This window comes from uncultured Limimaricola sp. (assembly GCF_964022235.1).
In the GTDB taxonomy this organism is placed as follows: Bacteria; Pseudomonadota; Alphaproteobacteria; order Rhodobacterales; family Rhodobacteraceae; genus Limimaricola.
Genome location: NZ_CAXHZL010000005.1, coordinates 138519 through 154178 on the forward strand (window position 1 = coordinate 138519; position 15660 = coordinate 154178).

A 15660-nucleotide genomic window follows, 5' to 3' on the forward strand; every position below is an offset into this window, starting at 1 on the left:
TGGTGGAGACCCTAATGCTCCGCCTCTACACGACCGCCCTGACCGGCTGGCCTGCACCTGCCTATAGCCCGCGGTTGATCCTGACCGCGGCCCCTGCTGCTCGTTCTGTCACGGGCTCCGGCTCTACGGCGCCCCCTGCCAGAGCGCCCCTGCCGACAGGGTCACGGCCTCTGCCAGCCCCTGCGCTGCCATTTCGATTGCACGGCGTGTCGGTTCGGACCAAATCAGCACCGCCCCGAGTACGGCGACGAACACCGCCTGACCGGCGACGATCCGGTTCAGACGCCGCGCGAAGGGCTGCTTTCGGGTCTTGTGCCGCAACCGGTGCTGCGCCGACTTGGCCCCGATCCCGCCGCCCAGTGCTGCCAGCCACAACAGCCGTCGCTCGGACACCCTGCGCCCAGCGCTCTGCGCGCGCCGCTTGTCATGCGCATAGATCGCGAAGACCATGAGGTTGATCATCCCCAGACCCGCTGTGGCGATCACCAGCCCCTGCACCCATGCCATGCCGTGCGCCTTTCGTCCTTGCTCATGTGATCCCGTTCCCCGGGGGCTGCCCTCAGCCGTTGGGACTCATCGCGCGCCGCCCGCGGTTGCGCTCGAGGCCGAGGCGGTGTTCGCGCCAGATGATCGCGATGCCCGCCGAGATGATGATCGCCGCCCCCGCGAGCATCGCCGCCGTCGGTATTTCGTCGAACAGGAAATAACCCACTCCAAGCGCCAGCAGCATCGAGGCGTATTCGAACGGCGCGATCAGCGAGGCGTCGGCGTAGCGGTAGCTGGAGGTCAGAAAGATCTGGCCCAAGCCTCCTAGAAGCCCCGCCGCAACCAGTAGCGCGAAGCTGGCGGGGTCGGGCATGGCCCAGCCGAAGGGCAGCGTCAGCAGCGACAGAACGCTCGCCGTGGCCGAGAACCAGAACACGATCGTCGCCGTGCCCTCGGTGCGGGTAAGCTTGCGCACGAAAACCTGCGCCAGCGCCGCGCAGAGCGCGCCGCCCAGCGCCACCACGGCCCCCAGCGTCTCGGCCATGCTGAGCGGGTCAGAGGTCACCGAAAGCCGGGGCGACATGACGATCAGCACCCCGACGAGCCCCGCCCCCACCGCCGAGAGCCGGAACAGCCGCACCTCTTCGCCCAGAAACATGGCCGCGAGCACCACCACCATCAGCGGCGCCGCATAGCCGATCGCCGTCACCTCGGGAAACGGCAGCAGCCCCAGCGCGGTGAAGCCGAGACCCATCGCGGCGGTGCCGACAAGACCGCGCCACAGGTGGCCCATTGGGTTTGGGGTGTCGAGCCCGTGGCGCAACTCGCCACGCCACAACAGCCAGACGATGATGACCGGAAGCGCAAAGAAGGAGCGGAAGAACACCGCTTCGCCGGGCGGCACCACGTCCGAGGTCGCCTTGATGATCGAGGCCATGGCGACGAAGACGCAGACCGAGGCGACCTTGAACAGGATGCCGCGCATCGGCTGCTGCGGCGGCGCGGCCACGGGCCGCGCCGGGGTCGGCGAAGTGCTGGGTCGGGGCATGGGGCATCCTTTCGCCCCGACCCTAGCCGCGCGAGCGGCAGGGGCAAGCGAGCCGACAGGACTTCTGGCTCACCGGCTGCTGTTTCAAACCCACTGCGCGGCCCGCGCCCCGGCGGCCCGGCAGGGGAACTCTCAGGCTCTCAGGCCTCGCGACCGCGCTCGATCCTCAGGAACTGCCGCATCCGCGTCGCGCCGCGCGACCCGAGGCTGCGGGCATGGAGCCGCTTCACGGAGCGATGCGGGCCCTCCTCGCGCTCGAGCCGCATGAATTCGCGCGCCTTGATCTCGGTGCGGTCCTTGGGTTTGTCGATCACGTGCTTGGTCATCGAAACGTCCTCCCTTGGGGGTATCGCGGGTCTGCAACCTAACCGATCCCAGCGATTCGGTCTGCATCTTTCAAATTAGCCCTCGGGCATGGGCCACTCGCCGCCGGGGACCGCGGCGGGGCTCTGCCTCAGGACTTGGGCGAAAGCTTAAGCATTCCGGTCTCCTTTGCGGTCAGGAGATCGAGCCAGCCCCCTCCTCGGGCCCTTCCAGCCGCCTTACGGCCCATTGACCGGCCTCGGCCACCACGGGATCGGCATCGCGCGCCAGATCGCGGGCCGTGGCCATGAGCGCGGGCGCGCCCGAATTGCCCACGGCATAGGCCACGTTGCGCAGGAACCGGTCGCGCCCGAGCCGCTTGATCGGAGAGCCCGAGAACATCGTGCGAAAGCCCGCGTCGTCAAGCCGGGCCAGATCCGCCAGCGGCGGCGCGCCAAGATCGCCGAAGTAGCGCATCTCGGTCGCGTCCTGGGCGAACTTGTTCCAAGGACAGACCGCGAGGCAGTCGTCGCAGCCGTAGATGCGGTTGCCCAGCGCCTCGCGGAATTCCTCCGGCACCGGTCCTTTGTGCTCGATGGTGAGGTAGGAGATGCAGCGCCGCGCATCGAGCTGGAACGGCGCGGGAAAGGCATTCGTCGGGCAGATGTCGAGGCAGCGCGTGCAGGAGCCGCATTTCTCTGTCGCGGGCGCATCGACGGGCAGATCGATCGTGGTGAAGATCGCCCCCAGAAACACCCAATTGCCGACCGTGCGGCCCAGAAGATTGGTGTGCTTGCCCTGCCAACCAAGGCCCGCCGCCTGCGCCAGCGGCTTTTCCATCACCGGAGCGGTGTCGACGAAGACCTTGATCTGCTCCTCCGGCACCTGCTCCAGAAGCCAGCGCCCGACCCGCTTCAGACGCTTCTTGACCAGATCGTGGTAGTCGCGGCCCTGCGCATAGACGCTGATCGCGGCGCGCTCGCGCTGTTCGAGCACATCGAGCGGATCGTGGCGCGGCGTATAGGCTTCGGCCAGCATGATGACCGAACGCGCCTCGGGCCACAGGGCGGCGGGGTTGCCGCGCCAGTGCATGCGCTCTTCCATCCAGCCCATCTGGCCGTGGCGGCCTTCCTCGACATAGGTGGCGAGCCGGTCGGCGGCCTCGGGGATGGCATCGGGGCGACAGATGCCCATTTCGGCGAATCCCTCGCCGAGCGCCGTCTCGCGCAGCCTGTCCTTGAGCGCTTGGCTATCCATCATTCCTCAAACACCCGATCGGAGCGTCGGCCCCAAACGGGGCGTCTCAGAAGTCGAGATCCGCGTAGTGCGACGGCTGCGGAAAGCCCGGCAGCTGGTCGGCGAGCAGCGAGCGGAAGGCCGGGCGCGACTTGATCTTGGCGTACCAGTCCTTGACCGTCTCCGAGCGGTTCCAGTCCACGTCCGAGATATAATCGAGGCACGACAGATGCGAAGCGGCGGCGAAATCGGCGAGCGACAGCTCGTTGCCCGCGAGCCAGCGCCGCTGATCCAGCAGCCACGCCATGTAGTCGAGGTGGTACTTGATCGCCCGCGCGCCTGCCTTGACGTTGGTGCTGTCGGGATAGCCGCCGCCCATGACCTTCTTGAACACCCGCTCGCCCAAGAGCTTCGAGGTCACCTCGCGATGGAACTTGTCGTCGAACCACGCCACGAGCCTGCGCACCTCGTAGCGCGCATCGACCGACTGCGGCAGCAAGGGCGGGTCGGGCTGCACCTCTTCAAGGTATTCGCAGATCGCCGCGCTCTCGGACATCATGCGGTTGCCGAGCTTGAGCACCGGCACCTTGCCCGCCGGGTTGCGGCGCAGAAACTCGGGGTCCTGTTCCCAGTATCGCTCTTCGACGAGTTCGACCTCGATCCGCTTTTCGGCGAGGCTGAGCCGCACCTTTCGCGAGAAAGGCGAGAGCGGGTAGTGGTAAAGGCGGTGCGTGGCGGGACGGTTGTTCTGCATGACCCCTTATCTGCCGCAACTGCCGCGCCGCTTCAATCCCGCGCGCGTCACTCGAAGCAGTCGTCGCGCCCATCGCGGCGGATCGTGGCGGCCCCGTCGAGAATCTGGCCCGCCCGCCTGCGCACGAAGTCCGACGGGCTGGAGGCCGAGCGCCCCTTGGGGTCGGGCAGGATCGCGGCGAGGCGGGCGGCCTGCACCTCCGACAGATCGGCTGCGGACACGCCGAAGTAATGCGGCGCCGCCATGCCAACGCCGAACACGCCCTCGTCGAACTCGGCGACGTTGAGATAGGTCTCGAGGATGCGCCTCTTGGTCCAGACCGCCTCGACGGCGGGGGTCAATCCGGCCTCGAGCGCCTTTCTCAGCCAGCTACGTCCCTGCCAGAGATAGACATTCTTGACCACCTGCTGGCTGATCGTCGAGGCGCCGCGATTGCCGCCCTGCGCCATGGCGGTACGGATCGCCTTGAGATCGAGACCCCAATGCAGGCAGAAGTCCGCGTCCTCGGCAGCGACGGCGGCGCGGGCCATGACCGGGGCGATCTCGTCCATCGGCACCCAGTCATGGGTGATTTCGCCCAGACGGGCACGCTCGGACATCATGTAGGGGGTGATCGGCGGGTTGATGGTCGAAAACACCAGCACCATCACGCCCGCAAGGCCGACAAGGCCAAGGACCGCCCAGAGCAGGGCACGCGCGATCAGCCGGGTCGGTCCACCGGGTGTCGGGGTGTCGGACGCCTTTCGAGCGGCGGCACGCGCCTTGCTCCGACGGGATGCGGAGCCGGATCGGGAGGTGTTCACGGGCTTGGCCATGCCGCCATAGACCTTGCCCGCCGGGGCCGGGTCAAGCCGAACCTCGGGGCGTCCACGGGGCGCCGACCGGGGCCGGTACGTCCACCGCACCGCTCCCGGCCCGCATCCCGCTCAGGCGACGGCAAGGGTGCGTGGCGCGGCGACCTTGTCGATCGCCGCCATCAGCGCCGTGGTCGCGGTCTGGTGGATCATGTGGCCCTCGCCCGGCAGGCGGTCGAAGCTGCTCTGCGCGATCTCCTCATGCAGCCGCGCCGACTGCTCTTCGCAGTCGATCAGCCGGTCCTCGGCCCCTGCGAGAATGGCGACGGGCATCGAAAGCGCCGCATAGCGCGGCCGTGCTGCGGCGGCGCGCGGGATCATCAGGGCGGTTTCGGCCGCACTGGCGCGGATCTGCGAGGGGCGCACCGCCATCTCCTTGGGAAAGCCCGCGAATTTCGGCGGCACCGGGCGCGGGGCAAAGAGATGCTCGATGACGGCGGGCCACGTTAGCCGCGCCAGATGCGGCGACACGGCATAGCGCAGCACGTCGCCCAGCACCGGGACCGCCGGGACCGAAAGGCCCACCACGTCGGCGCGCGCGCTGGGGTAGTAATAACCCGAGGCCAGTACCAACCCTGAAACCGTTCCGGGGAAGCGATCCGCAAGGGCCACCGCCACCGAGCAGCCCCAGGAGTGGCCCAGTACCGTGGCGCGCGTCACGCCGATCCGGCGCATTGCCTCGTGAAACAACGCCGCCTGCGCTGCTGGCGTCCAGATCATGCCGCGGGGACGGCTGCTGTGGCCATAGCCGGGCCGGTCGAAAACGATGACGCGGTGGGTTCGCGCCGCCATGTCGATCAGCCCGCTGCTCTCGAAGTCCTGGATCATGCTGCCATTGCCATGCAGCAGGACCAGCGCCGGGCCGGTGCCGCGTTCGAGGTAATGCAGCCGCACGCCTTGCACGGTGATGAAGCGCCCGATGGGCGGGTTGTCACGTTCAGCGCGCTTGGCAAGGCGGTGGTTGGCATAGGCCGAGGCCGCCATAGTGGCCATGGCGGTTCCCGCGACGGCGCGGATCTTGAGCCGCTGCGACGCCGCGCGTGTGAGGGAGGCCGAATCTCGTCTGTTCGGGGAGGTCATCGGGCGTATCCATTCGTGGGGGGCCGCGTGCTCGCCGCCGTCCTTGGCGATGTTGCGGTGCAGCACGACTACCCTCAAAGGCCCATCCCGGTTCCCGCATGGCGGCCATGACCTCCGCTCGCAGGCAAAAGGGCCGGAGCGTCGCCGCCCCGGCCCTTTTCGAATTTCAAACGCTGTGTCCGATCACTCGGCGGGCAGCGCCACCTCCTCGACGGTGAGGGGGTGCGGGATGTGGCGCAGCATCTCCTTGGGGCAGACCTGCAGGAAGTTGTGCTTCTCGCTGTCCCAATGCTGCAGGATCTCGGCGGCCTTGCGGCTACCGGTCTCGAGCTGGTGACGCTCAATGAGGCCGTGCAGCTCGCGCTCCCAATGATCGACCGTGACGCCGCAGGTGACGAGCGTCTCGGTGTTCATCAAGGGCTCTGCCAGACCCTCGGGGTCATAGAGATAGGCCATGCCACCGGTCATGCCCGCGCCGAAGTTGGCGCCGATGGAGCCGAGGATCACCGCGACGCCGCCGGTCATGTATTCGCACCCGTTGGTGCCGCAGCCTTCGATGACCACATGCGCGCCCGAGTTGCGCACCGCGAACCGCTCGCCAGCGCGGCCGGCGGCAAAGAGATAGCCCGCCGTCGCACCATAGAGCACGGTGTTGCCGATGATCGTGTTTTCGGAGGCCACCAGAGGGCTTTGCATCTGCGGGCGCACCACGATGGTGCCGCCCGACAGGCCCTTGCCGACATAGTCGTTGGCGTCACCGGAGACCTCCAGCTTGAGGCCGGGGGCGGCAAACGCGCCGAGCGACTGGCCCGCGGAACCGGTCAGCTTCACGGTCAGGTGGTCGGGCTGCAGCGAGTTGCGCATGCCGAAGTTGGCGACGATATGCGCCGAAGTGCGGGTGCCGATGGTGCGGTGCGTGTTCTGCACCGCGTATTGCAGCTGCATCTTCTCGCCATCGTTGAGGAAGCGCTGGGCGTCCTTGACGATTTCCGCATCCAGAGTGTCGAGCACCTCGTTGCGCGGCTTGTTGCGGTCGTAGCGAATGCTCTTGGTGCCATCGACCGTGATCAGGAGCGGGTTGAGGTCGAGGTCGTCGAGATGCGCCGAACCACGGCTGACCTGCGTCAGCAGGTCGGCCCGACCAATCACCTCGTCGATCGACCGCGCGCCGATCGACGCCAGGATCTCGCGCACTTCCTGCGCGTAGAAGGTGATGAGGTTCACCACCTTGTCGGCGTTACCCGCGAACTTGCCCCGCAGAGCCTCGTCCTGGGTGCAGACCCCCACCGGGCAGGTGTTGGACTGGCACTGGCGCACCATGATGCAGCCCATGGCGATGAGGGCGGCGGTGCCGATGCCGTATTCCTCGGCCCCCATCATCGCGGCCATGACGATGTCACGACCCGTGCGCAGGCCACCGTCGGTGCGCAGCGTCACGCGGCCCCGGAGGTTGTTCATCGACAGAACCTGATGCGCCTCGGTGAGACCCATCTCCCACGGCAGGCCCGCGTATTTGATCGAGGTCGCAGGCGAAGCCCCGGTGCCGCCGTTGTGGCCCGAGATCAGGATCACGTCGGCCTTGGCCTTGGCCACGCCCGCCGCGATGGTGCCGACGCCCGAGGACGACACCAGCTTCACCGTCACCTTGGCACGCGGGTTGATCTGCTTGAGATCGTAGATCAGCTGCGCGAGATCCTCGATCGAGTAGATGTCGTGGTGCGGCGGCGGCGAAATGAGGGTCACGCCCTCGGTCGAATGCCGCAGCCGCGCGATCAGCTTGGTGACCTTCATGCCGGGAAGCTGGCCGCCCTCGCCGGGCTTGGCGCCCTGCGCCACCTTGATTTCCAGCTCCTCGCAGGCGCCCAAGTATTCGGCGGTGACGCCGAAGCGGCCCGATGCCACCTGCTTGATCTTGGCCGAGGGGTTGTCGCCGTTGGCCTCGGGCAGGAAATGCGCCGGATCCTCGCCGCCTTCGCCAGAGTCGGACTTGGCGCCGATCCGGTTCATCGCGACGTTGAGCGTCTTGTGCGCCTCGGGGCTGAGCGCGCCCAGAGACATGCCCGGCGTGACAAAGCGCTTGCGGATCGAGGTGATGCTTTCGACCTGCTCGATCGGGATCGCTTCGCCCATCGGCTTGATGGCCAGCAGATCGCGCAGATGGATCGGCGGGTTGGCCTGCATGGTCGAAGCATATTGCTTCCACAGCTCATAAGAGGCGCGGTCGCAGGCGGCCTGCAGCATGTGCATGGTCGTAGCTTCCCAAGCGTGCTTCTCGCCCGAGCGGCGCGACTTGTAGAAACCGCCGATCGGCAGCGTGCCGAGATCGGCGCCGTCCTTGGTCCAGCCGCGAGCGTGCACCTCCTCCAGCTTCTTCTGGATGCCGGTGAGGCCGATACCCGAGATGCGGCTGTGCATGCCGGGGAAATACTCGGCGCACATGGCGCGGCTCAGACCCACGGCCTCGAAGTTCAGGCCGCCGCGATACGACGAGATCACCGAGATGCCCATCTTGGCCATGATCTTCAAAAGGCCCGCGTCCACCGCGTCGCGGTAGCGGCGCATGATGTCGGTGAGCGTGCCTTCGAGCAGGCCGCGGTTCAGGCGATCCGCGAGGCTGTCCTGCGCCAGATAGGCGTTCACCGTGGTCGCACCCGAGGAGATCAGCACCGCGAAGTAGTGCGGATCGATGCATTCGGCCGATCGCACGTTGACCGAGCAGAAGGTCCGCAGGCCCTTGCGGGTCAGCCACGAATGCACCGCCGAGGTGGCGAGGATCATCGGCATCGGGACGCGGTCCTCATCCTGATGCTGATCGGTGAGCACGATGTGCCCCGCACCCGAACGCACCGCGTCCTCGGCCTCGGCGCGAATGCGCTCGAGCCCGGCGCGCAGCCCCTCGGCCGCACCGCCCGCCGGGAAGGTGCAGTCGATGAAGGCCACCTGATCGCCGAACTGCTCGACCATGGTGTCGAACTCGGCATTGGCGATGAACGGGCTCTCCAGCACGAGGATCTCGGCTTGGGACGAGCTTTCATCCAGCACGTTCTTGAGGTTGCCGAAGCGGGTCTTGAGCGACATCACCCGGCTTTCGCGCAGGCTGTCGATCGGCGGGTTGGTCACCTGCGAGAAGTTCTGCCGGAAGAAGTGCGACAGCGGCCGGTACTTGGTCGAAAGCACGGCCGAGGGCGTGTCGTCGCCCATTGACGCGATCATCTCCTTGCCGTCCTCGGCCATCGGCGCCAGCACCTGCTCCAGCTCCTCGATCGAGTAGCCGGCGGCGATCTGGCGCTTGCGCAGTTCGGGGCCCTCGAACAGCGGTTCTTCGGGCACGTCGCGCAGGATGTCGTTGAGGTTCACGACCTTCTCGATCCACTCGCCGAAGGGCTGCGAAGCGGCGAGCTTGTCCTTCATCTCCGCGTCGTGGAACAGGCGGCCTTCGGTCATGTCGACGGCGATGAGCTGACCCGGCCCGAGCGCGCCCTTCTCGACGACGCTGGCCTCGTCGACGGGCACCATGCCGGCCTCCGAGCCCGCGACCAGCAGGCCGTCACCGGTGACCACGTAGCGCATCGGCCGCAACCCGTTGCGGTCGAGACCGGCGCAAACCCACCGGCCATCGGTCATGGCGAGGGCGGCGGGGCCGTCCCACGGCTCCATCACGGCGTTGCAGTAGGAATACATGTTCTGCCAGGCCTCGGGCATCTCGACCCGGCTCTTGGACCAGGCCTCGGGCACCAGCATGGTCTTGGCCATCGGCGCGTTGCGCCCGGCGCGTACCAGCACCTCGAACACCGAATCGAGCGCGGCCGAGTCGGAGCTGCCCTGCGGCACGATCGGCTTGATGTCCTCAGCCATCTCCCCGAACGTGGAGGACGCCATGCGGATCTCGTGGCTCTTCATCCAGTTGGTGTTGCCCTTGAGCGTGTTGATCTCACCGTTGTGGGCGAGCATGCGGAAGGGCTGGGCCAGCCACCACTGCGGGAAGGTGTTGGTGGAATAGCGCTGGTGATAGAGCGCGAAGGCGCTCTCGAAGCGCGGGTCCAGCAGGTCGGGATAGAACACGGCCACCTGCTCGGCGAGCATCATGCCCTTGTAGATCACGCTGCGGCACGACAGCGAGGCGAGGTAAAGCTCGCGCACACCGGCGGCAATCGCGGCGCGCTCGATGCGGCGGCGGATGATGTAGAGCTCGCGCTCGAACTGCTCCTCGTCGATGTCCTTTTCGCAGCGGATCAGGATCTGCTCGATCTCGGGGCGCGTGGCATTGGCCTTTTCGCCGAGGCAGGTGACGTCGACGGGAACGTGGCGCCAGCCATAGATATAGTGGCCCATGCGGAGCACTTCGGTCTCGACGATGGTCCGGCAGGTCTCCTGCGCGCCGAAATCGTTGCGCGGCAGGAACACCTGACCCACGGCGATGCGGCGGTCGGCCATCGGCTCGTGGCCGGTGCGGCGGATCTGGTCCTCGAAGAAGGCGCGCGGGATCTGCACGTGGATGCCGGCACCGTCGCCGGTCTTGCCGTCGGCGTCGACGGCGCCGCGGTGCCAGACCGCCTTGAGCGCGGCGATGCCTTTTTCGACCACCGCGCGCGATGGCGTGCCGTCGATCGCAACGACGAGGCCTACGCCACAGGAGGCATGCTCGTCGTCTTCGCGGTAGAGGCCGTGCTCGGCCATGTACTTGCGCTTGGCCTCTTCCGAGGCGACCCAGGCGTCATCATAGGTGGTCATGGAAGATCTCCTTGGCGATGGGGGCGGGTGCTGACGACATGGTCGCGCCGCAGCCGTGTTTGGGGTTGGACGAGAGGAAGCCCGGCTCGCCCGGAAGGATGAATTCGACCGGCGTATCGTCCGAGGTGAAGCTGCCCTCGGATCCGGTCACTTCGCTGGTGCCCGACAGGAAGATGCGCCGGGCGCGGTCGATGAACTCGGTGCCGCGGCTGAGCCACAGCGTTTCGCCGTCGGGGCCGATGGCGCGCACCTCGTAATCGGTGCGCTCCAGCTCGACGCCGTCGATGACGACGGTTTCGCCGGTCAGGCTGTCGAAGCCGACATAGCGGGTTTCGCCGACCTGATCCGACAGCGTCGTGAAATCGAAGCTGTCGGCTCCGGTTTCCGACAGCTCGGTGAACGAAGCCGGATCGACGGGATCGGGGCCGAGCGCCTCGCGCCGGTCGGCGCGCGGATAGACGCTTTCGACCCACTGGGTCTCGGCGTCGATGGCGCCGAAATAGCTCACGCCGTCGCGGTCGAGATCGACCCTGCGGCGCCAGCCCTCGGGGTCGGCCTCACAGGTGAAATGGTGCGACACGTTGCAGTTCGCGGTCTGCACGGTCAGCTCGGCGGTGCAGCCCTCGGGCAGCGTCACCTGGCGCGGTGCCTGCGCCGTGGCCACGGCTGGCAACGCGCAAAGCAGAAGGGCGATAGGCGTCTTCATGGCGGTCTCCGAAACAGGGTCGGCGGGACAGGGATCATCGGGGATCAGGCGACCCCGGCCCGAAGGCCGGGGCATCGGCCCCGGAACCGACGCTTGGCAGCACGGGCCACGCGGCCCGCGCCATCCGCTCACTCGGCGGCGACGCCGGCGCTGGCGGACTGATCGAGATAGTCGACGATGGCGGTGGCGCTGTCACGCCCGTCGCGGATCGCCCAGACCACAAGCGAGGCCCCGCGCACGATGTCGCCCACGGCATAGACACCGTCGAGCGAGGTCGCGCCGGTGCCGAACTCGGCCCGAACGGTGCCCCAGCGGGTCACTTCGAGACCCTCGACGCCCCAGAGCGTCGGCAGATCCTCGGGCTCGAAGCCGAGCGCCTTGACCACGAGGTCGGCCTTCTCGACATAATCCGCGCCCTCGATCTTCTCGGGCATGCGGCGGCCGGTCGCATCCGGGGTGCCAAGGCGCATCTTGTGAACGTGGACGCCCTCGACGCCGTTCGGGCCGCAATCGAACCCCTTGGGAGCCGACAGCCAGACCAGTTCGACGCCCTCTTCCTCGGCGTTGGCGACCTCGCGCTGCGAGCCCGGCATGTTGGCCCGGTCGCGACGATAGAGACACTTCACGCTCTCGGCGCCCTGACGGATCGCGGTACGCACGCAGTCCATGGCGGTGTCGCCGCCGCCGATGACCACGACGTTCTTGCCCGCCGCGTTCAGCTCGCCGCTGTCGTACTCGGGCACCTCGTCGCCAAAATTCTTGCGGTTCGACGCGGTGAGGTAATCGATGGCGCGGACCACGCCATTGTGGTCGCTGTCGGCCAGATCGCGCGACTTGTAAACGCCGGTGGCGATCATCACCGCGTCGTGCTTGCCGCGGATCGCGTCAAAGGAGATGTCCTCGCCGACCTTGCAGTTGAGCACGAACTCGACGCCCGACTCCTCGAACTGACGGGTGCGGCGCTCGACGATCTCCTTCTCAAGCTTGAAGCCCGGAATACCGTAGGTCATCAGCCCGCCGACGCGGTCGTAACGGTCGTAGACCGTGACCTGCACGCCGGCACGGCGGAGATAATCGGCGGCGGCCAGACCACCGGGGCCCGCGCCGATGATGCCGACGCTCTCGCTGCGCTCGCGCGCGGGGCGGATCGGCTGGACCCAGCCTTCGTCCCACGCCGTGTCGGTGATGTATTTCTCGACCGAGCCGATGGTGACGGTGCCGTGGCCCGACTGCTCGATCACGCAGTTGCCTTCGCACAGGCGGTCCTGCGGGCAGATGCGGCCGCAGATCTCGGGGAAGGTGTTGGTGGCCTGAGAGACTTCGTAGGCCTCTTGCAGGCGGCCTTCGGCGGTCAGGCGCAGCCAGTCGGGGATGTTGTTGTGCAGCGGGCAATGCGTCTGGCAATAGGGCACGCCGCACTGGCTGCAGCGGCTCGACTGCTCGGCCGCCTTGTCACGGGCGAACTCGGCGTAGATTTCCTGGAAATCCTCGCGCCGCGCTGTGGCCAGACGCTTTTCCGGCATGTCCCGCGGTACGGACACGAATTTCAGCATCTTATTCTCGGCCATGGCTTGTCTCCCTCTGGCTGGGCTCGCGAGAGGGGATACAGAAAGGCCGTGACGATGAAAAGGCAGTACGCCTGACCTATTAACCGCTTTCGCGCGCAGGATCGTGAAATTCTCGGCCCTGCGCCGTATTTTTAGGTCAGTAACTGATACCTACCGCCTCACCCGACCAGAAGAAGCCCGGCCAGAGCCACGAGGCCCACGATGATTCGCCACCAGCCGAACAGCGCGTAGCCATGGCGGGAGACGTAGCCCAGCAGCCATTTGACCACGATGGCACCGGAAACGAAGGCCAGGGCAAAGCCGATGGCGATCTCATTGAGCGAGCTCCAATCGAGCACGTCACGGTTCTTGAACAGGTCGTAGGCCACCGCGCCTGCCATGGTCGGCATCGACAGGAAAAACGAGAATTCCGCCGCCGCGCGTTTGTTCACGCCCATCAACAGACCGCCAACGATGGTCGCACCCGAGCGCGAGACGCCCGGCACCATGGCCAGAACCTGAAAGAACCCGATGGCAAGCGCGGTGCGCACCGGCAGCTTCATCGCGTCGCCGTGGCGCGGATTCGGCGCCATGCGATCGACGAAGAGCAGCACGATGCCGCCCAGCACCAGCATCACCGCGATCAGCACGGGCGTCTCGAACAGCACCGTCTTGATGATGTCATGCGCCAGCACGCCGATCACCGCTGCCGGAAGAAAGGCGATCAGCACCGCGGCGATGAAGCGCCGCGCCGCCGGGTCGTGCGGCGCATCGCGCAGCACGCGCCAGAGCTGCCCGAAATAGAGCGTGAGCAGCGCCAGCACCGCGCCGAGCTGGATCACCACCTCGAAGGTCTTGCCCGTGCTCTCGAAGCCGAGGAAATGCCCCGCGAGCAGCAGGTGACCGGTCGAAGACACCGGGATGAACTCCGTTAGCCCCTCCAGAAGGCCAAGGAGGAGTGGCAGGAGAATCGTCTCTCCGGTCATGGCTATGTCCGTTCGTTAGTGCGGGCGCAAGTTCTGCGCCGACTCCTTGATGGAGAGATACTGCCCCGAGGGGCGGAAGCGCCACAGGTAGTCGGGCAGCACGGCCTCCATCGCGATGGGCTCGATTCCAAGATCGGCGAAGCCCTTGGAACCGCTGCTCACGACATTGTCGCGGCGCAAATTGGCGACCTGATCGGCGGTGATCGGCGCGCGGACCAACCCGAGGGTCAGCATCTGCACCAGACCGCCGGCGATGGCCATCAGGCGACCGACGCCGAACGGCAGCGCCAGAACCATGCGGCGGCGGCGGATCATATGCAGCATCTGCGTGATCAATTCGCGGAAGGTATGCACGTCCGGCCCACCCAGCTCGTAGACGCCGGGGGCGGCATGACCGGTCACTGCGAGGGCGGCGGCATGGGCCACGTCGTCGGCATGCACCGGCTGGAACTTGGTATCGGCGCCGACCACCGGGATCACCGGCGAGATCTGCGCCATCGAGGCGAAGCGGTTGAAGAACTCGTCCTCCGCGCCGAACAGGATCGAGGGGCGCAGGATCACCGACTGCGGCATGTGGCGCAGCACCGAGGCCTCGCCCGCCGCCTTGCTGCGGGCGTATTCGCTCTCGCTTTCGGCGTCGGCACCGATCGCCGAGATCTGCACCATGCGCGTCACGCCCAGCTCGGCGGCAATGCGGGCGATCCGCTCGGGGCCCTCCTCCTGCACCGCCTTGAAGGTGTTGCGGCCCTTTTCAGCCAGCACGCCCACGCAGTTCACCACCGCGTCGGCCCCGGTCATCGCGCCGCGCACACTGTCGTCGTCGCGGATGTTGCAAAAGATCGGCTCGACCTGACCCACGACGCCGTAGGTGCGCACGAACTGCGCCTCTTCGGGGCGGCGACAGGCCACGCGGATGCGCCAGCCCTGCTGCGCCAGACGACGCGTGATATAGCGCCCGAGGAAGCCCGATCCGCCGTAGATGGTCACAAGTCCGGTCATCTGCCCCGCCCTGTAAGGTGAATTGACGCCTCGCGGTTTACCCGCAGGGGGCCACGCGGACAAGCGCCGATCCGGTCGGCTGCCCCGCGCCGTGGCACCAAGACGCCGCATCGCAGGCTTCCGCAGCGACAGCGAAAATTCGCGCGGATTGTCGTTGACACCCTCCGCGCCATTCCGTAGATCGCCCCTCACACGACCTGCCCAGGTGGTGGAATTGGTAGACGCGCTGGCTTCAGGTGCCAGTGTCCGAAAGGACGTGGAGGTTCGAGTCCTCTCCTGGGCACCATCCCTCCTCGTGGTTCAAGAGCGAGGATACCGTGGCAAATCACCTTTACCAGAACGACCTCCCCGACGATCTCGATCTTGGCCCCGTCGTGGCCATCGATTGCGAGACCATGGGCCTGAACCCGATCCGCGACAGGCTCTGCCTGATCCAGATGTCGGGCGGCGACGGGCATTGCCACATGATTCAGGTCCGGCCCGGCCAGACCGAGGCCCCGAACCTCGTGCGGCTGCTCGAAGACCCGCAGGTGCTCAAGCTGTTCCATTTCGGGCGATTCGACATCGCTGCGATGCGCCACGCCTTCGGTGCTACTGCCGCCCCAGTCTACTGCACCAAGATCGCCTCCAAGCTCGTGCGCACCTTCACCGATCGGCACGGGCTCAAATTCCTGCTGCAGGAGCTGGTCGGCGTCGATATCTCCAAGCAACAGCAGCAATCCGACTGGGGTGCCGAAGAGCTGACCAATGCGCAGCTCGATTACGCGGCCTCGGACGTGCTTTATCTCCACCGCCTCAAGGAAGCGCTCGACGCCAAGCTCGCCCGTGAAGGGCGCAGCGAGCTGGCGCAGAGCTGCTTTGATTTTCTGCCCACCCGCGCAGCACTCGACCTCGCGGGTTGGCCCGACGCCGACATCTTCGCGCACTGAA

At 66.9% G+C, this 15660-nt stretch carries 13 protein-coding genes and 1 tRNA gene; 2 read left to right on the forward strand and 12 right to left on the reverse strand.

The window, feature by feature from the left end; genetic code table 11:
- Positions 1 to 123: 123 nt before the first annotated feature.
- From AADJ02_RS08685 to AADJ02_RS08740, 12 genes are all read right to left on the reverse strand, one after another.
- Positions 124 to 507, reverse strand: a complete 384-nt coding sequence (locus AADJ02_RS08685) for a DUF1294 domain-containing protein (protein WP_341212601.1) — start codon at positions 505 to 507, stop codon at positions 124 to 126.
- 52 nt (positions 508 to 559) lie between these two features.
- On the reverse strand, positions 560 to 1534 hold the full coding sequence (locus AADJ02_RS08690; protein WP_341212602.1) for a DMT family transporter: 975 nt from the start codon (positions 1532 to 1534) through the stop codon (positions 560 to 562).
- Between the two features lie 140 nt (positions 1535 to 1674).
- Complete coding sequence (locus AADJ02_RS08695; protein ID WP_341212603.1) at positions 1675 to 1860, reverse strand: hypothetical protein; 186 nt, start codon at positions 1858 to 1860, stop codon at positions 1675 to 1677.
- Positions 1861 to 2032: 172 nt separating this feature from the next.
- Positions 2033 to 3097, reverse strand: coding sequence for a tRNA epoxyqueuosine(34) reductase QueG (queG, locus tag AADJ02_RS08700; RefSeq protein WP_341212604.1), 1065 nt, complete (start codon positions 3095 to 3097; stop codon positions 2033 to 2035).
- Positions 3098 to 3140: 43 nt separating this feature from the next.
- Positions 3141 to 3827 carry a glutathione S-transferase family protein gene (locus AADJ02_RS08705; RefSeq protein ID WP_341212605.1) on the reverse strand — a complete coding sequence of 229 codons (687 nt, stop codon included), beginning with the start codon at positions 3825 to 3827 and terminating at the stop codon, positions 3141 to 3143.
- 47 nt (positions 3828 to 3874) lie between these two features.
- Positions 3875 to 4642 carry a monofunctional biosynthetic peptidoglycan transglycosylase gene (gene mtgA / locus AADJ02_RS08710; RefSeq protein ID WP_341212606.1) on the reverse strand — a complete coding sequence of 256 codons (768 nt, stop codon included), beginning with the start codon at positions 4640 to 4642 and terminating at the stop codon, positions 3875 to 3877.
- 111 nt (positions 4643 to 4753) lie between these two features.
- Positions 4754 to 5761 (reverse strand): alpha/beta hydrolase, encoded by a 1008-nt coding sequence (locus tag AADJ02_RS08715; protein WP_341212607.1) that lies wholly within the window; start codon positions 5759 to 5761, stop codon positions 4754 to 4756.
- A gap of 183 nt (positions 5762 to 5944) precedes the next feature.
- Positions 5945 to 10492, reverse strand: a complete 4548-nt coding sequence (gene gltB / locus AADJ02_RS08720) for a glutamate synthase large subunit (RefSeq protein ID WP_341212608.1) — start codon at positions 10490 to 10492, stop codon at positions 5945 to 5947.
- Positions 10479 to 11198, reverse strand: a complete 720-nt coding sequence (locus tag AADJ02_RS08725) for a hypothetical protein (RefSeq protein ID WP_341212609.1) — start codon at positions 11196 to 11198, stop codon at positions 10479 to 10481. The genes gltB and AADJ02_RS08725 overlap by 14 nt, the downstream gene beginning before the upstream one ends.
- 128 nt (positions 11199 to 11326) lie before the next feature.
- A complete protein-coding gene (locus tag AADJ02_RS08730) occupies positions 11327 to 12766 on the reverse strand; it encodes an NAD(P)-dependent oxidoreductase (RefSeq protein WP_341212610.1) in 1440 nt (479 codons plus the stop codon).
- Positions 12767 to 12924: 158 nt separating this feature from the next.
- A complete protein-coding gene (locus AADJ02_RS08735) occupies positions 12925 to 13731 on the reverse strand; it encodes an undecaprenyl-diphosphate phosphatase (protein WP_341212611.1) in 807 nt (268 codons plus the stop codon).
- Between the two features lie 15 nt (positions 13732 to 13746).
- A complete protein-coding gene (locus AADJ02_RS08740) occupies positions 13747 to 14730 on the reverse strand; it encodes a complex I NDUFA9 subunit family protein (protein ID WP_341212612.1) in 984 nt (327 codons plus the stop codon).
- Between the two features lie 199 nt (positions 14731 to 14929).
- Between AADJ02_RS08740 and AADJ02_RS08745 the strand changes: the two genes are divergently transcribed.
- Positions 14930 to 15016: transfer RNA gene (locus AADJ02_RS08745), tRNA-Leu, on the forward strand.
- 31 nt (positions 15017 to 15047) lie between these two features.
- Positions 15048 to 15659 carry a ribonuclease D gene (locus AADJ02_RS08750; protein ID WP_341212613.1) on the forward strand — a complete coding sequence of 204 codons (612 nt, stop codon included), beginning with the start codon at positions 15048 to 15050 and terminating at the stop codon, positions 15657 to 15659.
- Position 15660: the final 1 nt, after the last annotated feature.